Source organism: Pseudorhodoferax sp. Leaf274, assembly GCF_001422445.1.
GTDB lineage: Bacteria > Pseudomonadota > Gammaproteobacteria > Burkholderiales > Burkholderiaceae_C > Pseudorhodoferax.
The window spans coordinates 31,843-56,165 of the sequence record NZ_LMNA01000006.1 but is presented as its reverse complement, the minus strand read 5'-3'; the positions used below and the strand labels follow the sequence as shown (position 1 = coordinate 56,165).

19 protein-coding genes are annotated in these 24,323 nt (G+C 68.6%); 14 read left to right on the top strand and 5 right to left on the bottom strand.

The window, feature by feature from the left end:
- Positions 1–20 precede the first annotated feature (20 nt).
- The 4 genes from ASF44_RS10505 to motA all read right to left on the bottom strand — a co-directional run bounded on the left by ASF44_RS10505 (position 21) and on the right by motA (position 2,972).
- Positions 21–665 (bottom strand): protein phosphatase CheZ, encoded by a 645-nt coding sequence (locus ASF44_RS10505; RefSeq protein ID WP_082524668.1) that lies wholly within the window; start codon positions 663–665, stop codon positions 21–23.
- Between the two features lie 8 nt (positions 666–673).
- Positions 674–1,057 carry a chemotaxis response regulator CheY gene (gene cheY, locus ASF44_RS10500; protein ID WP_255358195.1) on the bottom strand — a complete coding sequence of 128 codons (384 nt, stop codon included), beginning with the start codon at positions 1,055–1,057 and terminating at the stop codon, positions 674–676.
- 61 nt (positions 1,058–1,118) lie between these two features.
- Positions 1,119–2,102, bottom strand: coding sequence for a flagellar motor protein MotB (motB, locus tag ASF44_RS10495; protein WP_056899173.1), 984 nt, complete (start codon positions 2,100–2,102; stop codon positions 1,119–1,121).
- Between the two features lie 12 nt (positions 2,103–2,114).
- Entirely contained in the window at positions 2,115–2,972 is an 858-nt protein-coding gene (motA, locus tag ASF44_RS10490) for a flagellar motor stator protein MotA (RefSeq protein WP_056899172.1), read from the bottom strand.
- A gap of 273 nt (positions 2,973–3,245) precedes the next feature.
- On the opposite strand from motA, the gene ASF44_RS32530 reads away from it, so the two are divergent.
- From ASF44_RS32530 to ASF44_RS10450, 8 genes are read left to right on the top strand one after another with little or no spacing between them, the layout of a single operon-like run.
- Positions 3,246–10,781, top strand: coding sequence for a tetratricopeptide repeat protein (locus ASF44_RS32530; RefSeq protein WP_200930589.1), 7,536 nt, complete (start codon positions 3,246–3,248; stop codon positions 10,779–10,781).
- Entirely contained in the window at positions 10,778–11,548 is a 771-nt protein-coding gene (gene rfbF / locus ASF44_RS10480) for a glucose-1-phosphate cytidylyltransferase (protein ID WP_056899170.1), read from the top strand. The genes ASF44_RS32530 and rfbF overlap by 4 nt, the downstream gene beginning before the upstream one ends.
- Entirely contained in the window at positions 11,533–12,606 is a 1,074-nt protein-coding gene (rfbG, locus tag ASF44_RS10475; RefSeq protein ID WP_056899169.1) for a CDP-glucose 4,6-dehydratase, read from the top strand. Before rfbF ends, rfbG begins: the two co-directional genes overlap by 16 nt.
- Complete coding sequence (gene rfbC, locus ASF44_RS10470) at positions 12,593–13,153, top strand: dTDP-4-dehydrorhamnose 3,5-epimerase (protein ID WP_056899168.1); 561 nt, start codon at positions 12,593–12,595, stop codon at positions 13,151–13,153. Before rfbG ends, rfbC begins: the two co-directional genes overlap by 14 nt.
- Complete coding sequence (locus ASF44_RS10465; RefSeq protein ID WP_056899167.1) at positions 13,150–14,376, top strand: class I SAM-dependent methyltransferase; 1,227 nt, start codon at positions 13,150–13,152, stop codon at positions 14,374–14,376. Before rfbC ends, ASF44_RS10465 begins: the two co-directional genes overlap by 4 nt.
- A complete protein-coding gene (locus ASF44_RS10460) occupies positions 14,373–15,482 on the top strand; it encodes a DegT/DnrJ/EryC1/StrS aminotransferase family protein (protein WP_056899166.1) in 1,110 nt (369 codons plus the stop codon). The genes ASF44_RS10465 and ASF44_RS10460 overlap by 4 nt, the downstream gene beginning before the upstream one ends.
- On the top strand, positions 15,475–16,134 hold the full coding sequence (locus ASF44_RS10455; RefSeq protein ID WP_056899165.1) for a NeuD/PglB/VioB family sugar acetyltransferase: 660 nt from the start codon (positions 15,475–15,477) through the stop codon (positions 16,132–16,134). The genes ASF44_RS10460 and ASF44_RS10455 overlap by 8 nt, the downstream gene beginning before the upstream one ends.
- Positions 16,135–16,145: 11 nt before the next feature.
- A complete protein-coding gene (locus ASF44_RS10450; protein WP_056899164.1) occupies positions 16,146–16,895 on the top strand; it encodes a cephalosporin hydroxylase family protein in 750 nt (249 codons plus the stop codon).
- 54 nt (positions 16,896–16,949) lie between these two features.
- Here ASF44_RS10450 and ASF44_RS10445 read toward each other — a convergent pair whose 3' ends face one another.
- Positions 16,950–18,176 (bottom strand): flagellin, encoded by a 1,227-nt coding sequence (locus ASF44_RS10445; RefSeq protein ID WP_056899163.1) that lies wholly within the window; start codon positions 18,174–18,176, stop codon positions 16,950–16,952.
- A 357-nt stretch (positions 18,177–18,533) separates the two neighbouring features.
- Between ASF44_RS10445 and ASF44_RS10440 the strand changes: the two genes are divergently transcribed.
- The 6 genes from ASF44_RS10440 to ASF44_RS10420 all read left to right on the top strand — a co-directional run bounded on the left by ASF44_RS10440 (position 18,534) and on the right by ASF44_RS10420 (position 24,320).
- Positions 18,534–19,769, top strand: a complete 1,236-nt coding sequence (locus ASF44_RS10440) for a flagellin (protein ID WP_056899162.1) — start codon at positions 18,534–18,536, stop codon at positions 19,767–19,769.
- A 115-nt stretch (positions 19,770–19,884) separates the two neighbouring features.
- Entirely contained in the window at positions 19,885–21,330 is a 1,446-nt protein-coding gene (gene fliD, locus ASF44_RS10435; RefSeq protein WP_056899161.1) for a flagellar filament capping protein FliD, read from the top strand.
- Positions 21,331–21,401: 71 nt separating this feature from the next.
- On the top strand, positions 21,402–21,830 hold the full coding sequence (gene fliS, locus ASF44_RS10430) for a flagellar export chaperone FliS (RefSeq protein ID WP_369820915.1): 429 nt from the start codon (positions 21,402–21,404) through the stop codon (positions 21,828–21,830).
- Positions 21,831–21,840: 10 nt separating this feature from the next.
- Positions 21,841–22,140 carry a flagellar protein FliT gene (locus ASF44_RS10425; RefSeq protein ID WP_056899159.1) on the top strand — a complete coding sequence of 100 codons (300 nt, stop codon included), beginning with the start codon at positions 21,841–21,843 and terminating at the stop codon, positions 22,138–22,140.
- Between the two features lie 84 nt (positions 22,141–22,224).
- Complete coding sequence (locus ASF44_RS30930; RefSeq protein ID WP_082524666.1) at positions 22,225–23,262, top strand: DNA methyltransferase; 1,038 nt, start codon at positions 22,225–22,227, stop codon at positions 23,260–23,262.
- Positions 23,262–24,320, top strand: coding sequence for a hypothetical protein (locus ASF44_RS10420; protein WP_156374438.1), 1,059 nt, complete (start codon positions 23,262–23,264; stop codon positions 24,318–24,320). The genes ASF44_RS30930 and ASF44_RS10420 overlap by 1 nt, the downstream gene beginning before the upstream one ends.
- Positions 24,321–24,323: the final 3 nt, after the last annotated feature.

The following is a 24,323-nucleotide window of genomic DNA, read 5'->3' as shown; positions in this document are numbered from 1 at the left end:
CGACCTGCAGAGCGCCGGGATCAGAACCCCAGGCTGGCCAGCAGGTCGTCGACCTGCGACTGGTCGGTGACCACGTCGTCGCGGCCTTCGCCGTCGACCACCGGGCCCTGCAGCGGTGCATGGGCCGCGACGGGCTTGGCGGTCGCCGGCGCGGTCTGGATCAGCAGCGCCACCAGTTGCTCCTCGATGGTGGCGGCCAGGTTCACCACGCGGGCGATGACCTGGCCCGTGAGGTCGTGGAAGTCCTGCGCCATCATGATCTCGGTCAGGTGCTGGTCGATCTCCCGCGAGGCCTTGTCGACATCGCCCAGGAAGTTGTAGACCACCCCGCGCGCCACGGCCGCCACCGGGTCCTTGACCAGCAGTTCGCCCACGCGCCGCGTCTCGGCGGCGATGAAGTCGTGCTGGGTCTTGGCCTGCTCCACGCGGCTCAGCACCTTCTCGGCCGCCTCGCCGGTGAGCCGCGCGATGTAGGTCAGCCGGTTCTGCGCATCGGGCAGTTCGTCGACGCTGCCGCGCAGCTTTTCGGCGTAACCCAGCTCGGACAGGCTGTCGTGCAGCTGGCGCGTCAGCAGGCCGAGTTTCTGGTGGACGTCGGTCGTGGTGTCGTCGGACGCTGCGGGGGCGGGCGAAGCAGGCTGCGGAATCGATTCGCTGGTCTGCATGGCTGCCCTTACAGACCGAGCTTCTTCAGGATGTGGGCCACCTTCTCCTCGAGCGTGGCCTTGGTGAACGGCTTGACGATGTAGCCGGCGGCGCCACCCTGGGCGGCGGCGACGATGTCTTCCTTGCGCGCCTCGGCCGTGACCATCAGCACCGGCAGGTGCTTGAGCTTCTCGTCCGCCTTGATCTGCGAGAGCAGCTCGAAGCCGTTCATGTTGGGCATGTTGATGTCGCTCACCACGAAATCGAAGCGGCCATTGCGCAGCTTGTTCAGCGCGGCGACGCCGTCCTCGGCCTCCTCGGCCTCGGTGTAGCCGCTCTCCTTGAGCAGGTTGCGCACGATGCGGCGCATGGTGGAGAAGTCATCGACGATCAGGAAACGAAGTTCGGCCACAGTTGCCCCTCGTGATGGGTGTTGACGGGAAGAAAGCGCATGGGTCGAGCTCTCGGAGTCTTCATGGTGGGGTGCCCTTGGTCATCGGGCGGAGCCCGGTTTCAGACAGCGGGGCGTTCTGCGATAGCGCAGGCGAAGCTATTGTGGCATCACCGGCGGGCGGGGTGCCCATCAGCCGCTCCTCGGCCTCGCGCGTGAGCACGGTCAGCGTGATGCGGCGGTTGACGGGCGCATTCGGGGTGGCCGGCTCCAGCGGGCTGCTGGCGGCCAGGCCGACCACCCGGCCCAGCTTGGCATCCGGCATGCCGGCGGCCACCAGCTCGCGGCGCGATGCGTTGGCGCGGTCGGCCGACAGCTCCCAGTTGCTGTAGCCACGCTCGCCGTTGCCGTAGGGCGTGGCGTCGGTGTGGCCGGCCAGGCTGAGGCGGTTCTCCACATCGTTCAGCGCCGTGCCGATCTCGCGCAGGATGTCGCGCATGTAGGGTTTGACCAGCGCGCTGCCGCTGTCGAACATGGGCCGGTTCTGGTCATCCACGATCTGGATCTGCAGCCCGTCGGGCGTGGTCTCCAGCCGGATCTGCGAGCGGTATTCGTTGAGCTTGGGGGTGTTGGTGATCAGCGCCTCGATGCGGGCGCGCAGGTCGGCGATGCGGCGCGCGTCCTGGCGCGCGGCGTCGGCCTTCACCTGCTGGGCGGCCTGCTGCGCGGCCATCTTGCGTTTCACCGCATCGTCGGCCTGGCCGCGCGCGGCCTGGCCCACGCGCTCGGTCAGGTCCTTGCCGCCGCCGGGCAGGATGGAGTTGCTGGCGCCGGCACCGGTGCCGCCCTGCAGCGCGACCTTGAGCGGCGCGTTGAAGTAGTCCGACAGGCCCTTGCGGTCGCCCTCGCTGGTCGAGCCCAGCAGCCACATCAGCAGGAAGAAGGCCATCATGGCCGTCACGAAGTCGGCGTACGCGATCTTCCAGGCCCCGCCATGCGCCGCATGGCCGGACTTCTTGATCTTCTTGACGATGATCGGTTGGAGCTTCTTCGCGTCGCCAGCCATGGCCCAACCCCGTTACTTCTTCTTCACGTGCGCCTCCAGCTCGGCAAAGCTGGGGCGCTCGGTCGAGAACAGCACCTTGCGGCCGAACTCGATGGCGGTGGACGGGTTGTAGCCCTGCATGCTGGCCAGCAGCGTGGTCTTGATGCACTGCAGCTCCTTGGCCGCGTCCTCGCTCTTTTGTTCCAGCAGGCCGCCCAGCGGCTCGACCACGCCGTAGGCCAGCAGGATCCCGAGGAAGGTGCCGACCAGGGCCGAGGCGATCATGCCGCCCAGCACCGCGGGCGGCTGGCCGACCGAGCCCATGGTGTTCACCACGCCCAGCACGGCGGCCACGATGCCGAAGGCCGGCAGCGCGCCGGCCAGCCGGGCGATGGCGGCCACGGGGGCGTGCGCCTCCTGGTGGTGGGTCTCGATCTCGCTGTCCATCAGCGATTCGATCTCGTGCGCGTTCAGGTTGCCCGAGACCATCATGCGCAGGTAGTCGGTCATGAACTCCACCACGTGGTGGTCGCTGCCCACCACGGGGTATTTCTTGAAGATCTCCGACGCCTCGGGCTCCTCCACGTCCTTCTCGATCGCCATCAGGCCCTCCTTGCGGGCCTTCTGCAGGATGTCGTAAAGCAGCGCCATGAGCTCCAGGTAGCGGTCCTTGGTGAACTTGGAACCCTTGAAGGCCGTCGGCAGGGCCTTGAGCGTGGCCTTGAGCACCTTGGGCTGGTTGTTCACCGCGAAGGCGCCCAGCGCGCCGCCGAAGATGGTGATCAGCTCGAACGGCAGCGCCGTCAGAATCACGCCGATGTTCCCGCCGTGGAAGACGTACACGCCAAAGATGCAGCCCATGGCGACGACGTAGCCGATGATGACGATCATGTGCGGTGCGGAAGGTGGCGGTGCGAAGGCCTGGGATGGCCGTGTACAGGCCGAAGCCCAAGCTATTTGCTTAGGAATGTATCGGATGAACCCGGCGATACGAAGCTTCTGAAGCGCCAATAAGCGGCGCAAAGGCGACGTACATCGGCTGGGCTGGGGCGCGGCTGCCGCAGGTTCGTCTGCAAATGGGCCATGATTCGCGCGTATTTCCCGCTCTGTCGGATCGAATCGCTGGCTATTCTCGGCAGTCTCTTGTCGAACGACCGCACGCCGATGACCGAAACCCCCGATGCCGCCGAGGCGCTGCAGGACTTGTTCCGGCAGGCCATCGAACGCCACCGCAGCTTCGATTTCGCAGCGGCAGAGCAGGCGTACCGGGAGGTGCTGGCGCGCGATCCTGCCCATGCCGACGCCTTGCACAACCTGGGCGTGCTGCATGCCATCGGGCTGGGGCAGCCGCAGGAAGCCTTGCCGTGCTTCGAGGCCGCGCTGAACCTCGACCCGGCGCGGCCCCAGTTCTGGTTCAGCTACATCGACGCCCTCGTGCGGGCCGGCCAATCGGCGCTGGCCGAGCAGGTGCTGCCGGTGGCGCAGGCCAATGGCCTGTCGGTGGCCATGGCCAATGGCCTGGCCGAACGTGCGCGGGCGGCCCGCGCTGCGGAAAAGCCGGCCGCCGGGCCGCGGCCTGCGGCCCCCGCCGTGTTGCAGGAAGCCGACAAGCAGGCGCTCGTCGCGCTGTTCCGGGCCGGAGACCATGCGCAGGGCGAGCGGCAGGCGCGCGCCTTGCTGGAACTGCATCCGCAGGAAGGATTCCTGTGGAAGGCGCTGGGCGCCATGCTGCAGCAGCTGGGGCGCAAGCAGGAGGCACTGGCCGCCAAGGTCCGCGCCACCGAACTCCTGCCCCGGGACGCCGAGGCCCTGTGCAACCTGGGCCGTGCGCACTTCGAGCTGGGCGACAGCGCTGCCGCTGCGGCGGTGCTGCAGCGCGCCGTGGCCCTGGCGCCGCGCCATGCCGAGGCGCACAACAACCTGGGCCTGGCGCTCAACGCGCTGGGCGAGGTGGCCCGGGCGCACGACTGCTTCCGCCAGGCGGTCGCGCTGCAGCCCGACTTTGCCGAGGCGTTGAACAACCTGTCCGGCATCTACACCAGCCAGGGCCTGATCGACGAGTCCGTCGGTGTGCTGCAGCGCGCGGTCGCCGCCAGGCCCGATTACCAGATCGCCTTCGACAACCTGTTGTTCGTGCTGAACTACCACCCGGACAAGACGGCCGAGGAGATTCGCGCCGCCTATGCCGAGTTCGATCGGGTCTTCGGCCTTCCCGCGCGCCGGCAGTGGCGACCGCACACCAACCCGGCGCTGGCTGGGCGCCGCCTGCGCGTGGGCTATGTCTCACCGGACTTCCGCCACCACGCCTGCAGCTTCTTCATGGAGCCGCTGCTGCAGGGCCACGACCGCGCCGCCATCGAAGTGTTCGCCTACGCCGAGATGCGCGACGAGGAGGATGCGGTCACCGCGCGCTACCAGGGCGTCGTCGACCATTGGGTGCCCACCCGGGGCCTGTCCGACGCGGCGCTGGCCGAGCGCATCCGTGCCGACGGCATCGACATCCTGGTCGACCTGGCCGGCCACACCCGCGGCAACCGCCTGAGCGTGTTCGCGCTGAAGCCGGCGCCGGTGTCGCTGTCGTGGATGGGCTTCGGCTACACCACCGGGCTGACGGCGATCGACCACTACCTGACCGACGCCGCCCACGTGCCACCCGGCAGCGACCACCTGTTCTCGGAAGCCCCCTGGCGGCTGGCCGACGCGCCGTTCGCCGTCTACCGCCCCGGCGAGGGCATGGGCGAGCCCGGTCCCCTGCCGGCGCTGCGCAAGGGGCATGTGACCTTCGGCACCCTCACGCGCGGCGTGCGCATCAACCAGCACACGGTGCGGGTCTGGGCGGCGATCCTGCAGCGCGTGCCAGGCGCGCGCCTGGTGGTGGACAGCCGCTCCTACCTCGATCCGGTGCTGGCCGAGGCGCTGGCCGCGCGCTTCGCGGTGCACGGCATCGCGCGCGACCGGCTGGAGATCGGCTGCCACAGCCCGCCCTGGGACGTGCTGCGCGGCATCGACATCGGCCTGGACTGCTTTCCGCACAACAGCGGCACCACGCTGTTCGAGAGCCTGTACATGGGGGTGCCCATCGTGTCGCTGGCGGCGCGGCCCAGCGTGGGCCGCGTCGGCAGTGCCGTGCTGCATGGCCTGGGGCGGCCCGAATGGGTGGCCCAGACGGAGGATGGCTACATCGGGCAGGCCGTGGCGCTGGCCCAGGACCTGCCGCGGCTGGCCGCCCTGCGCGCCGGCCTGCGCGAGGAGATGCGCGCCAGCGCGCTGATGGACGAGCCCCGCTTCGTGCGGGCCGTGGAAGACGCCTACCGCGCCATGTTTGCGCGCTGGAGCGCGCGCCAGGCGCAGCCGGAATCGATCGGCAGCGAACTGGCTGCCCTGCAGGCCGAACTGCTCTACAACCAGGGCAATGCGCTGCATGCGCAGGGGCGCCAGGCGGCTGCCGAAGAGCAGTGGCGCCAGGCCCTGGCACTGCGGCCGGACCATGCCGAGGCGCTCAACAACCTGGGCATGCTGCAGCAGGAGCAGGGCCGCCTGCGCGAGGCCGAGGCCAGCCTGCGCACCGCCTTGCAGGTGCGCCCCGGCTATGCGCTGGCCCTGCACAACCTGGGCGACGTGCTGCAGCACTTCGGCGAGGTGGAGGAAGCGCTGGCCAGCTTCCAGCAGGCGCTGGCCCAGGGCTTGGCCACGCCGCACCTGTTCGACAACCTGCTGTTCCTGGCGAACTACGCGCCCGACCTGTCGGCCGAGCAGATCTTTGCGCTCTACCAGGAGTACGACCGCCGCATCGGCCAGCCCCTGCGGGCCCAGTGGCGTCCGCATGCGAATGCGCGCGGCGCTGGCCGCAGGCTCAAGGTCGGCTACGTCTCGCCGGACCTGCGGGCGCATGCCAGCGCCCGCTTCCTCGAGCCGCTGCTGGCCGCCCACGACCGGCGTGGCTTCGAGATCACGGCCTATGCGGAACTGACGGAGGAAGACGCCGTCACCGCACGCTACCGGCAGCTGGTGGACCACTGGGTGCCGACGCATGGCCTGGGCGACGCCGAGCTGGCCGAGCGCATCCGCGCCGACGGCATCGACATCCTGGTCGACCTGGCGGGCCACACGCGCGGCAACCGGCTGGCGGTGTTCGCGCGCAAGCCGGCACCGGTGTCGCTGACCTGGATGGGCTACGGCAGCACCACCGGCCTGTCGTCGATCGACTACCACCTCAGCGATGCGCAGCACTCGCCGCCCGGTAGCGAGGCCGTTTGCGCCGAGGCGCCCTGGCGGCTGCCCGTGGCCTGGGTGTTCCGTCCTGCCGAGGGCATGGGCGAGCCCGGGCCGCTGCCGGCCGAGCGCCAGGGCCATGTGACCTTCGGCAGCCTGTCGCGCAGCATCCGCATCAACACGCGCACGCTGCGGGCCTGGGCCGCCATCCTGGTGCGCCTGCCCGGTGCGCGCCTGGTGCTGGACAGCCGCAACTTCGCCGATGCCGAGACGTGTGCCCGGCTGCAGGCGCGCTTCGTGGCGCTCGGCGTGGCGCCGCAGCAGCTGCAGATGGGCTTCCACAGCCCGCCCTGGGACGTGCTGCGCGGCATCGACGTGATGCTCGACTGCTTTCCGCACAACAGCGGCACCACGCTGTTCGAGAGCCTGTACCTCGGCGTTCCTTTCGTGACGCTGGCCGGGCGGCCCAGCGTGGGGCGTCTGGGCAGCGCGGTGCTGCAGGCCGTGGGCCACCCGGAGTGGATCGCGGAGACCGAGGCGGCCTACGTCGACAAGGCTGTCGCGCTGGCCTCGGACCTGGGGGCGCTGGCACGGCTGCGCCGCGAACTGCGCCCGCGCATGCAGGCCAGCGCGCTGATGGACGAGGCCGGCTTCGCCGCGAGCGTGGAGGCGGCCTACCGCGCCATGTTCGCGCGCTGGGCCGATGCCACGCCCGCCGCCACGCCCGTGCGCAGCGGCGCCGCCCCGACGCACGCGGAAATGCAGGCGCTGACCGAGCTGTTCCGCAGCCGCCGCTTCGCGGAGGGCGCGGCGCTGGCGCAGGCGCTGACCGAGCGCTGCCCCGACCATGGCTTCGCATTCAAGGCGCTTGGCGTGATGCTGCAGCCGCTGGGGCGCCCGGTGGAAGCGCTGGCGGCCAAGCGGCGTGCCGCTGCGCTGCTGCCCCAGGACGCCGAGGCGCAATGCAACCTCGGCGTGACGCTGCAGGACCAGGGTCTGCTGGTCGAGGCGGAGACGGTGCTGTTGCGTGCGCTGGCACTGCGGCCCGACTACCGCGAGGCGCACAACAACCTCGCCGTGACGTACCAGAAGCTCGGGCGCATCGACGCATCGATCCAGCACTTCCAGCGCGCATTGGCGATCGATCCGGGATACGAGGACATCTACAGCAACATGCTGTTCACGCTCAACTACCACCCGGATCTGAGCGATGCCGAGGTCGCCGCGCACTACCGCGAGTACGACCGCCGCTTCGGCCTGCCGCTGCGCGGCACCTGGCAGGCCCATGCGAATGCGCGCACGGCCGAACGCCGGCTCAAGGTCGGCTATGTCTCGCCGGACTTCCGCCGCCATGCCTGCCAGCGCTTCCTGGAGCCGCTGCTGGCCGCGCACGACAAGGCCGTGGTCGAGGTCTACGCCTATGCCGAACTGGCGCGCGAGGACGAGGTGACGCAGCGCTACCAGGCGCTGGTCGACCACTGGGTGCCGACCCGCGGCGTCGGCGACGCCGATCTGGCGCGGCGCATCCGCGCCGACGGCATCGACGTGCTGGTCGACCTGGCCGGACACACCGTGCGCAACCGCCTGGGCGTGTTCGCGCACAAGCCGGCGCCGGTCTCCGTGAGCTGGATGGGCTATGGCACCACCACCGGCCTGAGCGCCATCGACCACTACCTGGCAGACGCGGCCAACCTGCCGCAGGGCTGCGAAGCCCTGTTCGCCGAGACGCCGTGGCGCCTGCCGCTCGCCTGGGCGTTCCGCCCCGCGGAGGGAATGGGCGACTGCGGCCCCCTGCCTGCGCGCGCGCGCGGCCATGTGACGCTGTGCACGCTGACGCGCAGCGTGCGCATCAACCACCGCACGCTGCGGGCCTGGGCCGCCATCCTGCAGCGCCTGCCGACCGCCAGGCTGGTCATCGACAGCAGCAGCTTCGTCGATCCGTCGGCCCAGGCCGCGCTGGCGCAGCGTTTCGCCGAGCAGGGCGTCGACCCGGCGCGCCTGCAGATCGGCTACCACAGCCCGCCGTGGGATCTGCTGCGCGGTGCCGACATCACCCTGGACTGCTTTCCGGGCAACTCTGGCACCACCCTGTTCGAATCGCTGTGGATGGGTGTTCCGTTCGTCACCCTGGCCGGCCGGCCGGGCGTCGGGCGCATGGGCAGCTCCGTGCTCCACGGCGTGGGCCATCCGGAATGGATCGCCACGGACGAGGCGGCGTACGTCGACAAGGTCGTGGCCCTGGCCTCGGACATGGATGCGCTGGAGCGCTTGCGCCACGGGCTGCGTGCGCGCATGCAGGCCAGCCCCCTGCGCGACGAGGCCGGTTTCGCACACGAGGTCGAGCAGGCCTACCGCGCCATGTTCACGGCCTGGTGCGCCACCGACCCGCATCCCCTGCATGCGCTGGTGCGACGCGCGCAGGAGGTCTACGACGAGGGCAACCGCCTGCGCGCCGATGGGCAGTCCGAGGCGGCGGAATCGTGCTACCGCCGCGCGCTGGCCTGGGTGCCGGAGTTCGCCGAAGCCCAGAGCAACCTGGGCCTGGTGCTGCAGGAGCGTGGCGCCCTGGACGAAGCCGAGCGTTGCTACCGCGAGGCCGTGGCGCTGCAGCCGGACCAGGCCACCGCCCACTACAACCTGGGCGTCTGCCTGAAAGCCGCCCACAAGACCGCCGAAGCCGAGGCGGCGTTCCGCCAGGCCCTGGCGCTGCAGCCCGATTTCCAGAGCGCGCTGCTGAACCTGGACCGCCTGCTGCAGGAGCAGGGCCGCGCGATCGAGTCGGAAACCTGGTGGCGACAGGCCCTGCGCGAGCGGCCGGACTTCGTCGCCGGCTACCTGAACCTGGCGCAGGTGCTGCGCCAGCAGCAGCGCAACGGCGAGGCCCTGGACTGCGTGCGCCGCGGGCTCGAGATCGAGCCCGACAACCTGCAGCTGCTGTACGCCGGCGTGGCGGTGCAGCGCAGCCTGCACCGCCTGGACGAGGCCGAGGCGCTGTGCCGGCGCGTGTTGGCGCTGGCGCCCGATGCCGCCGTCGCCTGGAACCACCTGGCCGAGGTCCACAACGCGGCGCAGCGGCTGGTCGAGGCCGAAGCGGGCTACCGCCATGCCATCGCGCTGGACCCGCAGCTCGCGCAGGCCCACGGCAGCCTGGGCATCGTGCTGCAGAACCAGGGCCGCCAGGCCGAGGCCGAGGACAGCATGCGCCGCGGCCTGCAACTGCAGCCGAACGACCGCAACGCCCACGGCAACCTGTTGTTCGTGCTGAACTACCACCCGGACAAGACGGGCGAGCAGGTGTTCGCCGAGTACCAGGCCTACGACCAGCGCTTTCACGCGCCGCAGAAGGCCGCGTGGCGCGCGCACGGCAACGCAGCGCTGCGCCGGCGGCGCGGTGGCATGCGTGCGCTCAAGGTCGGCTATGTCTCGCCGGATTTCCGCCAGCACTCCGTCACCAATTTCCTGGAGCCGCTGCTGGCGCAGCACGACCACGGGGCGGTGCAGGTCCATGCCTATGCCGAACTGCAGCACGAGGACCCGGCGACGCTGCGTTACAAGCGCCTGGTCGACCATTGGGTGCCCACGCGCGGCATGTCGGACCAGGCACTGGCCGAGCGCATCCGCGCCGACGGCATCGATGTGCTGGTCGACCTGGCCGGGCACACCGGCGGCAACCGCCTGGGGGTCTTCGCCCTCAAGCCCGCGCCGGTCTCGGTCTCCTGGATGGGCTATGGCACGACCACCGGCCTGTCGGCCATCGACTGGTTCCTGACCGACGTGCAGCACACCCCGCCCGGCAGCGAGCACCTGCTGTCCGAGGCCCCGTGGCGGCTGCCCACGGCCTTCGTCTTCCGCCCGGCCGGCGCGGCGCGCATGGGCGATCCCGGGCCGCTGCCGGCGCTGCGCCATGGCGGCGTGCGCTTTTGCACGCTGACGCGCGCCGTGCGCATCAACGACCACACGGTGCGCGTGTGGTCGCGGCTGCTGCAGCGCGTGCCCACGGCCACGCTGGTCATCGACAGCCGCAGCTACCAGGATGCGGAGACGCAGGCGACGCTGGCCGCCCGCTTCGCCGCGCACGGCATCGCCCGCGAACGCCTGCTGATCGGCCACCACACGCCGCCCTGGGACCTGCTGCGCGAGGTCGACATCATGCTGGACTGCTTCCCGCACAACAGCGGCACCACCTTGTTCGAGAGCCTGTACATGGGCCTGCCCTTCGTCACGCTGGCCAGCCGGCCCAGCGCCGGGCGCCTGGGCAGTTCCATCCTGGCCGGCATCGGCCACCCGGAGTGGATCGCCGACACCGAACAGGAATACATCGACAAGGCCGCGGCGCTGGCCGCCGACCTGCCGCGCCTGGCCGCGCTGCGCGCCAGCCTGCGTGCCGAGATGCAGCAGAGCAGGCTCATGGACGAGCCGGCCTTCGCGCGCAGCGTCGAGGACGCCTACCGCCAGATGTTCCAACGCTGGGAACAGGAGAAGACATGAAAGCCGTGATCCTGGCCGGTGGCCTCGGGACCCGCATTTCCGAGGAAACCCACCTCAAGCCCAAGCCCATGATCGAGATCGGCGGCAAGCCCATCCTGTGGCACATCCTCAAGATGTACTCGGCCCACGGCGTGAACGAGTTCGTGATCTGCTGCGGCTACAAGGGCTACGTGATCAAGGAGTACTTCGCCAACTACTTCCTGCACATGTCCGACGTGACCTTCGACATGGCCAGCAACCGCATGGAGGTGCACCACAAGCATGCCGAGCCCTGGCGCGTGACGCTGGTGGACACCGGCGAGGACACCATGACCGGCGGGCGCCTGCGCCGCGTGGCCGACTACGTGCGCGGCGAGGACGCCTTCTGCTTCACCTACGGCGACGGCGTGTCCGACGTGGACATCGCCGCCACCATCGCCTTCCACCGGGCGCATGGCAAGCTGGCGACGGTCACGGCCGTGCAGCCCCCCGGGCGCTACGGCGCGCTCAGCATGCAGGGCAGCGCCGTGCAGGGCTTCACCGAGAAGCCGCGCGGCGATGGCGGCCTCATCAACGGCGGCTTCTTCGTGCTGTCGCCCCGGGTCATCGCGCGCATCGCCGAAGACGGCACGGCCTGGGAGAGCGAGCCCCTGTCGGGCCTGGCCAGGGATGGCGAACTCCAGGCCTACGAGCACCAGGGCTTCTGGCAGCCCATGGACACGCTGCGCGAGAAGAACCTGCTCGAAGACCTCTGGCTGAGCGGAAAGGCGCCATGGAAGACCTGGTGAATCCGAGCCCCGCGTTCTGGGCCGGCCGGCGCGTGCTGCTGACGGGCCACACCGGCTTCAAGGGCAGCTGGCTGGCGCTGTGGCTGCGGCGGCTGGGCGCCCAGGTCACGGGCCTGGCGCTGGCGCCGGCGACCGCGCCGCACCTGTTCGGCCTGGCACGCGCGGACGAAGGCCTGGCGCACCATGTGGCCGACATCCGCGATGCGCAGGCCGTGCGCGCCGTGGTCGCGGCCGCGCGCCCCGAGATCGTGCTGCACCTGGCCGCCCAGGCCCTGGTGCGGCCGGGCTACCGCGCGCCCCTGGACACCTGGGCCGCCAACACCATGGGCACGGCCCATGTGCTGGACGCGCTGCGCGGGCAGGACAGCGTGCGCGTGGCCGTGGCCGTGACCACCGACAAGGTCTACCGCAACCGCGAATGGGCTTGGCCCTACCGCGAGGACGATGCGCTGGGCGGCCACGACCCCTACAGCGCCAGCAAGGCCGCGGCCGAGCTGGCCGTGGCCAGCTGGCGCGATGCCTTCTTGGCCGCCCAGGGCGTGGCCGTGGCCAGCGCGCGCGCCGGCAACGTGATCGGCGGCGGCGACTGGGCCGAAGACCGCCTGCTGCCCGACGCGGTGCGCGCATTCGCGGCCGGCGAGCCGCTGCAGATCCGCCGCCCCGCGGCCGTGCGCCCCTGGCAGCACGTGCTGGAGCCACTGGCCGCCTACCTGCTGCTGGCCGAGCGCCTGTGGGCGCAGCCGGCGCTGGCCGGCGCCTACAACTTCGGCCCGGCCGCCGACGAGGCCGCCACCGTGCGGGCCGTGGTCGAGCTTGCGCGCGCTGCCTACGGCCGTGGCGAGGTCGCCTACGGCGATGGCCGTGCAGGCCCGCACGAGGCCGGCCTGCTTGCGCTGGACGTGAGCCGCGCGCGCCAGAGCCTGGGCGTGCGCCCGCGCTGGCCGCTGGCCACCGCCGTGCAGCGCAGCATGGCCTGGTACCGGGCCCAGGCTGAAGGCGCCGATGCGCGCGCACTGTGCCTGGCCGACATCGACGCCTACGAACATGCGGCGCCTTGAAGCCCACGCCACGCCGCTGGCCGGCCTGCGCCGCATCGACCGGCGCCTGCTCGGCGATGCGCGTGGCTACCTGGCACGCCTGTATTGCGCCGAGGAACTGGCCGAGGCCGGCTGGCCCGGCCCCATCGCCCAGGTCAACCACACCTTCACGGCCGAGCGCGGCACCGTGCGCGGACTGCACTTCCAGCGCGCCCCGCATGCCGAGGCCAAGCTCGTGAGCTGCCTGGCCGGCGAGGTCTGGGACGTGGCCGTGGACCTGCGCGCAGGCTCGCCCACCTTCGGCCGCTGGCATGCCGAGCGGCTGTCGGCCGCCAACGGGCGCGCGCTGCTCATCCCCGCAGGCTTTGCGCACGGGTTCCAGGCGTTGAGCCGCGACGTTGCCATGCTCTACCTGCACTCGGCCGCCTACGCGCCGCAGGCCGAGGGCGGCCTGCACTGCGAAGACCCGCGCCTGGCCATCGCCTGGCCGCTGCCGGTGCGCGGCCTGTCGCCGCGCGATGCCGCGCAGCCTGCATTCGACAACGACTTCCGAGGGCTCCTGCCGTGAAATGCCGCCATTGCGCCGCCGAGGTGCGCCTGCCTTTCCTGGACCTGGGCAGCGCCCCGCCCAGCAACGCCTACCTGGATGCCGCGGCGCTCAACGCGCCGGAGACCTGGTTCCCGCTGCGCGTGCTGGCCTGCGGATCGTGCTGGCTCGTGCAGACCGAGGACCATGCCGGCCGGGAGGCGCTCTTCACCGAGGACTACGCCTACTTCAGCTCGTTCTCCTCGTCCTGGCTCGCCCATGCCGAGGCCTACGTGGCCGCGATGCACGAGCGCTTCGGCCTGGGTCCGGCGAGTCGCGTGGTCGAGGTGGCCGCCAACGACGGCTACCTGCTGCAGTACGTGCAGCGTGCCGGCATCCCGTGCTATGGCATCGAGCCCACCGCCAGCACGGCGGCCGCCGCGCGCGCCAAGGGGATCGAGATCGACGAGCGCTTCTTCGGCGTGGCATTGGCGCGCGAACTGGCGGCGGCCGGCCGCCAGGCAGACCTCATGGCCGCCAACAACGTGCTGGCCCACGTGCCCGACATCAACGATTTCGTGGCCGGCTTCGCGCTGCTGCTCCAACCCCGGGGCGTGGCCACCTTCGAGTTCCCGCACCTGCTGCGCATGGTGCAGCAGTGCCAGTTCGACACGGCCTACCACGAGCACTACTCCTACCTCTCGCTGACGGCGGTGCAGCGCATCTTCGCGGCCAACGGCCTGGCGGTGTTCGACGTGGAGCAACTGCCCACGCACGGCGGCAGCCTGCGCGTGTTCGCCCAGCGCGCCGACACCGGCCTGCAGCCGCGCAGCGCGGCCGTCACGCGGCTGCTGGAGGAGGAGGCCGCGGCCGGCATGCTGGGCCCGGACTTCTACACGCGCTTCGGCCGCGAGCCGTCGCGCATCGCGAACGAACTGCAGGCCTTCCTGTCCGAGCAGTTCGCGGCCGGCAAGCGCGTGGCCGCCTATGGCGCGGCGGCCAAGGGCAACACCTTGTTCAACTTCGCGGGCGTGCGGCCGCACCAGGTGGCCTACGTGGTCGACCGCAACCCGGCCAAGCAGGGCAAGTGGATGCCGGGCAGCCGCATTCCCATCGTCGACGAGGCGCAGTTGGCGCAGGACCGGCCCGACTACATCGTCCTGCTGCCCTGGAACCTCAGGAGCGAGCTGGTCGCGCAGCTGGACTACGCGCGCACATGGGGTGCGCGCTTCGTGACGGCCGTTCCCCGCCTGGAGATCGCATGAAGGCACGCATTCTCTACACCAAGCCCTCCGTCACCGAGCTGGAGGTCGGCTACGCGACCGATGCCACGCGCAACGGTTGGGGCGAGCGTTGCTACGACTACATCCACCGCTTCGAGGCGCAGTTCCGCGAGCACCTGGGCGTGAGGCATGCCATCGCCACGAGCAGCGCCACGGGCGCGTTGCACATGGGCATGGCCGCGCTCGGGATCGGGCCGGGCGACGAGGTGATCCTGGCCGACACCAACTGGATCGCTTCGGCCGCACCCATCGTGCACCTGGGCGCCACGCCGGTGTTCGTGGACATCCTGGCCGACAGCTGGTGCCTGGACCCGGCGCTGGTCGAGCGTGCGATCACGCCCCGCACCAAGGCCATCCTGGCCGTGCACCTGTACGGCAACCTGTGCGAGATGGATGCGCTGCGCGCCATCGGCACCGCCCATGGCCTGCCGGTGATCGAGGATGCGGCGGAGGCGCTGGGCTCGGTATGGCATGGCAGGCGCGCCGGCAGCATGGGTGCCTTCGGTGCGTTCTCCTTCCATGGCACGAAGACCTTGACCACGGGCGAGGGCGGCATGTTCGTGACCAACGACGACGCCCTGTTCGACACCGTGAACACCTTGTCCAACCATGGCCGTGCGCGCGGGCAGGCGCGCCAGTTCTGGCCTGACATGGTGGGCTACAAGTACAAGATGTCCAACGTGCAGGCGGCCATCGGCTGCGGCCAGATGGAGCGGATCGGCGAGCTGGTGGCGCGCAAGCGCGCGATCTTCCACCGGTACCGCGCCTTGCTGGCGGGCTGCGACGGCATCGCGCTGAACCCCGAGCCGGCGGGCTGCGAGAACGGCGCCTGGATGCCGACCGCGGTGTTCGCGCCAGCGACCGGGGTCACGCGCGAGGCGCTGCAGGCCGCTTTCGCGGCCGAGAACATCGACGCGCGCGTGTTCTTCCATCCCCTGTCCAGCCTGCCGGTGCTGGGCGGCCATGCGGGCCAGCCCTTGGCCGCTGGCATCGCGGCGCGGGCCATCAACCTGCCCAGCTACCACGACATGACGGACGAGGAGCAGCAGCGCGTGGCCGCGGTGCTGCGTGGCATGCGCCATGGCTGAACCGCGCTACGTGATCTGGGGCTCGGCCGGCCACGCCAAGGTGCTGGCAGCGCTGATCGGGCGCCTTGGCGGCTGCGTGGAGGCGCTGTTCGACCGCGACGCCGTGGCGTCCGTGCTGCCGGGCGTGCCCGTGTACCAGGGCGAAGCCGGCTTTCACCGCTGGGCCGACCAGGCGCAGGACATCGCGCAGGTGCGCGGACTGGTCGCCATCGGTGGCAGCCGCGGGCGCGACCGGCTCGCGCTGCAGCAACTGTTCCGCGGGCGCGGGCTTGAACTGCCGCCGTTGCAGCACCCCGACGCCTCGGTTTGCGCGACGGCGACGCTCGGGGCCGGCACGCAGGTGCTGGCCCAGGCCGTGGTGGCTGCCGATGCGGTGGTCGGCGCGGCCTGCATCCTGAACCACAAGGCCTCGGTGGACCACGAATGCCGGATCGGCGATGGCGTTCACCTTGCGCCGGGCGCCACCCTGTGCGGCCTGGTCACGCTGCATGCGCACGTGATGGTGGGTGCCGGTGCGGTGGTGCTGCCGCGGCTGACCATCGGAGAGAACAGCATCGTCGGTGCCGGGGCGGTCGTCACGCGCGACGTGCCACCGGACACCACCGTCGTCGGCAATCCCGCACGGCCGCTGCGCCGCGCGCCACAACCCTGAGGAGCATTCCCATGACCCCCTACGAACAATTCCAGCAGGAAGGCCGCGCCGAGATCGCGGCCCAGGGCGCCGACGCCGAACTGGCGCAGGCCACCCGGGCCTGGATGGACCGCGCCAACGCGGGCAAGTATTCCTACCACTTCGAATGGATGGGGCGGCCCATCATCCAGTATCCGCAGGACATCGTGGCCATGCAGGAACTGATCTGGCGCGTGCAGCCCGACCTGATCGTGGAGACCGGCATCGCGCACGGCGGCTCGCTGATCTTCTCGGCGGCCATGCTGGAGCTCAACGCGGCCTGCGGCGGCCCGGCCGATGCCGAGGTGCTGGGGCTGGACATCGACATCCGCGCCCACAACCGCGCCGCCATCGAGGCGCACCCGATGGCCCGGCGCATCCGGATGATCCAGGGCTCCAGCATCGCGCCCGAGGTGGTCGCGCAGGTCCGCGCCCGGGCGCAAGGCAAGCAACGCGTGCTCGTCTGCCTGGACAGCATGCACACGCACGACCACGTGCTGGCCGAGCTGCAGGCCTATGCGCCGCTGGTGAGCGTGGGCAGCTATTGCGTGGTGTTCGACACGGTGATCGAAGACATGCCCAAGTCCATGTTCCCCGACCGCCCCTGGGGCCCGGGCAACAGCCCGAAGACGGCGCTGCACGCGTACCTGCAGACCACGGCGGATTTCGAGATCGACCACACGATCGACCACAAGCTGTTGATCACGGTGGCGCCGGATGGGTTTCTCCGGCGGATCGCCTGACGCTCCTGCGAAGCGCGAGCCAGCGGCCCTTCTCCGGAGGGCGCCGCGCCGCGATCACTGCTGCAGCAGCTGCAGAACCTGCTGCGGCAACTGGTTGGCCTGGGCCACCATGGCGGTGCCGGCCTGCTGCAGGATCTGCGTGCGCGACAGGTTGGCCGTTTCTGCGGCGAAGTCGGCGTCCACGATGCGCCCGCGCGCGGCCGCCAGGTTCTCGATCTGGATCTCGATGTTGGCCACCGAGTTCTCGAAGCGGCTTTGCAGGGCACCCAGGTCGGCGCGCGCGTTGTTCACCTGGTCGATGGCGCTGTCGATCTTCTTGAGCGCGACCCAGGCGCCGGCCTGCGTGGCCACCGACAGCGTGTCGATGCCGAGCGCGTCGGTGGTGGTGTCGGTGGCGTTGACCACGGAACCTGCGGCGCCGACGGTGGTCGGCGTATAGCCGAAGTTGGAGTTGTTGAAGCCGGCCAGGGTCAACGTGACGGCATTGCCGTCGGTGTCGGTCCTGGACGACAGCAGGTCGACCGTGAAGTTGCCGTTGGGGTTGCGCGTCAGGTAGGCGGTCACGCCGGTGTCGGCCGTCTTGCGGTTGATGGCCTCCACCATCTGGCCCAGCCGCTCGGTGCCCGAGCTGGCCGAAGCCACGGCGCCCAGGCCCCAGGTCGTGTTGCCGTCGCTGATGTTCAGGGCCGAGGGATCGGTGACGGCCGCGATGTCGCTGACGTCCGTGCCCTGGATGCCGGTGGCCTGGTCGTAGGCATAGGCGATGTCGGACAGCCGCGCGGACCGTGTGTCGACCAGCGCGCCCACGGTGATGTTGTCGCCCGAGTTGGACCCGACCTGGAACACCGCGCCCGAGAAGCTGCCGTCCAGGATCTTGGTGCCGTTGAAGCTGGTCTGCTTGGCGACGCGGTCGACTTCGTCGCGCAGCTGTGCCACTTCGGCCTGCAGCGCGGCGCGGTCGGCTGCGCTGTTCGTGGCGTTGGAGGCCTGCACCGCCAGTTCGCGCATGCGTTGCAGCATGTCGCCGACCTTGCCCAGCGCGCCTTCCGCCGTCTGGCCCAGCGAGATGCCGTCGTTGGAGTTGCGCGCCGCCACGGTCTGGCCGCGCACCTGGGTGTTCATGCGCTCGGCGATGGCCAGGCCGGCCGCGTCGTCCTTGGCGCTGTTCACGCGCAGGCCCGAGGACAGGCGCTGCATCGACGTGGCCAGCGACCCCTGGGAGGCGCTCAGGTTGCGCTGGGCGTTGAGCGAGATGGAATTGGTATTGATCGTCGAGGCCATGGACGGTTACTCCTGCTTGTCCGAAGTGGTGGGACCGTTTCGGTATCGCCAAGGTGGCGACCCGTCGGCGCCCACGTTCCTGGGCGTGCTGGGAATTCTGGAGATCCACGGGCCGCGCATACGCTTGAAAAGCGTTCGAAAGTTGCGCTATTTCTGGCCTCAAGCAGTAACAGGCCCTCAAGTTTTCTCCAGGCGGTCCGAAAACCTGTGCAATGGGTCCCCGAGGACCTGTTGGCCGGCAAAGTGGCAGAGAAAAAGTCTTGTAAATCAATGACTTTCTCGCCGCCACCGGTCAGGGCGGCCAGCGCGGTGCTGGCGTTGTGATCGGCGTTTTGCCGCTTTAACTGGAGTTTTTTCATGGCCTCGACCATCAACACGAATTCGATTTCGCTGAATGCCCAGCGCAACCTGAGCGGCTCGCAGAGCTCGCTGGCCACGTCCATGCAGCGCCTGTCCTCTGGCCTGCGTGTGAACAGCGCCAAGGACGACGCGGCCGGCTTGGCGATCTCCGAGCGCATGAACAGCCAGATCAAGGGCAACACGGTGGCGGCCCGCAACTCCAACGACGGCATCTCGCTGTCGCAGACGGCGGAAGGCGCGCTGGGCAAGGTCGGCGACATGCTGCAGCGCATGCGCGAACTGGCGGTGCAGTCGTCCAATGCCACCAACAGCAAGGACGACCGCAAGGCGCTGCAAGCCGAAGTCTCGCAGCTGGTGGACGAGATCGACCGCGTCGCCAAGCAGACCAGCTTCAACGGCACCAAGATCCTGGACGGCAGCTTCTCGGGCGCGGTGTTCCAGGTGGGCGCCAACTCGGGCGACAACATCACCGTCGGCGCGCTGACCGACAGCCGCGCCACCGGCCTGGCCGATGTGGTCTATGCCTACAGCCAGAGCACGGGCATCGACGCCACCAGCATCACCGACACGGGCGCGATCACCGATGCGTCGACCCTGAACATCAACGACGGCGCAACGACCTGGAACCTGGGTGCGATTGGCGCGGCCAGCTCCGGCACCGAGCGTCTGGGCCAGATGGTGGAGGCGATCAACCGCAAGTCCGCCGACACCGGTGTCACCGCTTTCCTGACGCGCGGCGGCGATGGCCTGTACTCCATCGACCTGATGTCTTCGAAGACCGACACCGATGGCAATGCCACGACGCTGACCCTGTCGGCAGGCTTCACGGCCGGCAACTTCGGCGTGGCTGGCGGCGCCATCGGCACGATCGGCGATACCCAGGCCTCCCTGACCGCCACCGACACGACGACCGACTCGCTGGGCATCGACACGCTGAGCATCGACACGCAGGCCAACGCCTGGGTCGCCCTCAAGAAGATCGACAGCGCCCTCGACCAGGTCAACAACGCCCGCGCCGACCTGGGTGCTCTGCAGAGCCGCTTCGAGAACTCTGTGGGCTCCATCGAGATCCAGGTGGAGAACCTGTCGGCTTCCCGTGGCCGCATCGTGGACGCCGACTTCGCGCAGGAAACCGCCAACCTGTCGCGTACGCAGATCCTGCAACAGGCCGGTACCGCCATGGTGGCGCAGGCCAACCAGCTGCCGCAGGGTGTGCTGGCCCTGCTGCAGTAAACCGCACCGGCGAGCGCCCCGGAAAGGGGCGCTTTTCGGCGCTTCGGATGGCGGGCAGGGGTGCTACCCTGTCCGCCGTTTCGCGTTTGTGCGCTTGCCGCGCTAGGAGATTCGCATGGCCATCACATCCATCGGTATCGGCAGTGGCCTCGAGGTCGAGGACATCATCACCAAGCTGGTGGCACTGGAGAAAAAGCCGCTGGAAGGGTTGAAGGAGAAGGCCACGAAGATCGACACCAAGGTCTCTTCCTACGGCGAGATCAAGTCGCTGGTCTCCACCCTGCAGGACGCGGCCTCCAAGCTGGCGCTGGACAGCGGCTGGAACATGCTGGCCGTCAAGTCGTCCAAGGAATCGGCGGTGTCGGTCAGCGTCTCCGGCATCGCGGCCGCCACCAGCTTTTCGGTGGGCGTGCAGAAGCTCGCGCAGTCGCAGTCGACCGTGTCCACCGCCATCTCGGCCGGCGGCACCATCGGATCGGGCCAGCTCACGCTGCAGCTGGGCAGCTGGAACGCCGGGGTGTTCACCGCCGGCACCGCGGCAGCGGTCAACGTCACCGTGGGCGCGACCGACACGCTGGCCCAGGTGGCCGCCAAGATCAACGACTCCGGCTCCGGGGTGGTGGCCACGGTGTTGACCGACGCCTCGGGCGACCGGCTGATGCTGCGCTCCAAGGAGACCGGCGCGGTGTCGGGCTTTCGCATCACCGCCACCGACGACGACGGCAGCAACGCCGACAACGCGGGCGTGTCGCGCCTGGCGTTCGACCTGGCCCAGCCCACCGTGGGCATGGCGGCCAACACCTACCAGCCGGCCCAGGATGCCGTGGCCACGATCAACGGCATCACCGTCACGTCGGCGAAGAACCAGTTGGTCAATGCCGTGCCGGGCCTGACGATCTCGCTGAACGAGGTCACGGCCACCGGTGCCGACGCGCTGATCACCAGCACCGTCGACAAGGAGGCGATGACCAAGAACATCCAGGATTTCGTCGATGCGTACAACGCCATCAACACCTTGCTGGGCGATGCGACGAAGTACGACAAGGAGACCAAGACGGCCGGCGACCTGCAGGGCGACTCCACCGCGGTGGGGTTGCGCAACAGCCTGCGATCGGTGTTGACGGCCAGCGTCTCGGGCGGTGCGTTCACCACGCTGTCTTCCATTGGCATCAACCTGGGCAGCAACGGCGCCGTGGGCGACACCAACCTGAAGGTCGACGGCGCCAAGCTGAGCAAGGCGCTGGACGACCTGGACAACGTCAAGAAGCTGTTCATCCAGCGCAACCAGGACGGCACGAGCACGGGCGTGGCCGCAAGCATGAAGAGCTACACGGGAACGCTGCTGTCGTTCGACGGGCTTCTCAACAACAAGACCGATGCGCTGGAGCGCGAGTCCAAGAGCAACCTCAGCGAGCAGGACAAGGTGGAGAACCGCGCCACGCTGACCGAGACGCGGCTGCGCAAGACCTACACCGCGCTGGACGTGAAGATGGGCACGCTGCAGGCGCTGGCCAACTACATGGACCAGCAGGTCTCGCAGTGGAACAAGAAGAACGACTAGCCACTTTTCAAGCACGCAGCTCTTGAGTCCGGGGCCACCCTGCCGATAACCAAAACATCAACGACAGTTTCATGGGCTCTTCGATGTTCACCTCGGTCAGTTCCCGCTCCGCCGCCGCCTACAAGCGTGTCGGCACCCAGACCAGCGTCGAGGGCGCCAGCCCCCATCAGCTGATTTGCCTGCTTTATGAGGGCTTGCTTGCCGCATTGCGCCAGGCCCACGCCGCGACAATGCGTGGCGACATCGAGACCAAGGGCAAGGAAATCGGCAAGTCCGTGCGCATCCTCGAGGAAGGCCTGAAGGCCGCCCTCAACGATGCAGCGGGCGGCGAGCTGGCGACCAACCTGCGCGGTGTCTACAACTACAGCATCAGCCGACTCACAAGAGCCAACATCCACAACGACGCGCCGATGATCCAAGAAGTGATTGACCTGATCGTGCCGGTCTACGGCGCCTGGAAAAGCATTGCCACCCCTTCCGGCCAGGCGGCCGCTTCCTGAGCCAGCAGCCATGTCGCACATGCTGATCGACTATTACAAGGCCATCGAGGACAGCAGCGTCAAGATGCTGCGGGCCGCCCAGCAGGAAGACTGGGACGAGGTGGTGCGCCACGAGGGCGCCTGCGCGGTGCTGATCGAGCAGCTGCGCCACCAGTCGCAGACCGAGCAGCTGACGGCCGCGCAGCGCAAAGAGAAGGCGCGCATCATGCAGCGCATCCTGCGCAACGACGCCGAGATCCGCTGCCTCACCGAGCCCTGGCTGACGCAGTTCGAATACATGATGGACAGCCGGCCGCAGCTGTTGCACTGAGCCTGGAGCGCTCTTATGAAGAGACAAAAGACTGTATAAAAATTCAGCTTTTGTCGGGTACCATGCCGCGCAAAGAGGTGTGCGATGAGCAAACAAACGGTCCCCATTCAAGATGCTGCAGCGGCGCGGGTCGACAACGCGTTCCTGCATCACAGCGACGCGATGCAGTTGTACGAGCGCTGGCCGCAGCCTACGTGCATCATTGCGGATGGTCCCTACGGACTGGCCAAGTTTCCCGGTGAGCCCCCGACGGTTGATCCTCTGCCTGCGTGGTATGGGCCCCATGTGGCGGCTTGGGCGCGACGAGCCGCACCCGACTGCACTCTGTGGTTTTGGGGTTCCGAGCTTAGTTGGGCGACTGTTCATTCCGTTCTTGACCTCCATGGCTGGCAATACGAAGAGACAGTCGTCTGGGACAAAGGGATTGCGCATATTGCGGGCAACGTAAATTCGAGGACGATTCGCGGGTTGCCCGTCGTCACCGAGGTGGCGGTGCGATATACGCGCAAAAACCTGTTGGTAGATGCCTGTGGAAATCTGCTTCCGCTCAAGGCTTGGGTGCGTTCGGAGTGGCAGCGAAGCGGTCTGCCGATGCACCTGGCCAACCTCGCATGTGGGGTCAGGAATGCTGCGACACGGAAGTATCTGACGCAATGCCATCGCTGGTATTTCCCTCCCGTTGAGGCGATGAGGGGCATGGCGAACTATTGTCGGGAGCATGGCGCACCGGCAGAGCGGCCCTATTTCTCACTTGATGGTGTCAACCCGTTCGACGGCGAGGCGTGGATCCGGATGCGGTCCAAATGGACACACACACACGGCCAGACGAACGTGTGGCGGGAGCAACCTGTTCATGGGCGCGAGCGTGTGAAGACTGCTGATGGCGTGGGTTATCTGCATGCAAATCAGAAGCCATTGGCGCTCATGGAGAAACAGATCTTGTCTTGCACGAATGAGGGCGATGTTGTTTGGGAGCCGTTTGGTGGTTTATGCAGTGCAAGTCTGGCGGCCAGTCAGCTGGGGAGGAGAGCCTTCGCAGCGGAGATTCATGCAGGGTTCTATCACGCTGCGGTTGAGCGGTTGCGGGAGGCGCTCGATCCTCCGCAACTCAGAATCGCATGATGGCGGGCGTGCCGGCTGCCGAGCCACAAGAGGCTGCGGGGACAACGGCCGACTTGCACTACGCGCCGGCCATCATCGAGCGGCCAGAGCCTGCTGAAGCGCTGTTGATGCAATGGGAGCACCATAAGCTGCGCAACGATGTACGCAAGGCGGTCTATGCGTTGCCCGAGGAGTTCGCGACGAGCATCGAACTGAAAGACTTTCGGGCCACAGACATTTTCACCCTCAACGGCGCGCTGGGTGCATCGATCGAGGATGCCGTCGTGCGCGGACTCAACAAGCTGCGTGATGTTTGGGATCCGGTCGGAGCGTATTCACTGTACCGGTTCGAGCGGCAGGCGCAGGCATTTCCTGACGTGCGCCTTGTGAGTGACGATCCTGGACTGCCGTCGCCCTTGATGGGCATCGAGTTGAAAGGGTGGTTTGCCATCGCGAAAGAAGGCGAACCAACCTTCCGTTACCAGGTGACGCCCGATGCGTGCGCGCTGCAGGATCTCCTGGTTGTTTTTCCTTGGGTGCTCAGCGATGTGGTGGCCGGAAGCCCAAAATTGCTGCCCCCATTCATTTGCGAGGCTAAGTACGCTGCGTTGCTGCGCAATTTCTACTGGCATCAGATGCGAACGGCTGAGGGTGGGGAGCCACGTATTCTGGCGGCGCGCCACCGCGCGCCATACCCCTCCTCGAAGGTCGACCAATGTTCGGACAAGGCCGCGCACGATACCGGCAACAACTTTGGTCGTGTCTCTCGCTACGGTTTGATGGATGAGTTCATTGCAACCACGCGAAAGCAGTTGGCGTCTGGCATTCCTGTGCAGGCCTGGGTGAAGTTCTTCAGTCACTTCAGCGATGCCAAGGAGGAGCACGATGTACTAATTGCAGGAGTCGCGCGGGCGTTCAAGGCGGCAGAGCTGAGCAAGCTGCAAGGGTTGGATGCCTTGATCGAAACTCACGAAGCATTTTTGGCAGAACTGAAAATGCAGCGGCAGCAGGAACTGGATCGTGTCGTTCCCGAGAAGCCGCGGATGCGACCGACCGCATCCAGGCGCCGCCGTGAATGAGTG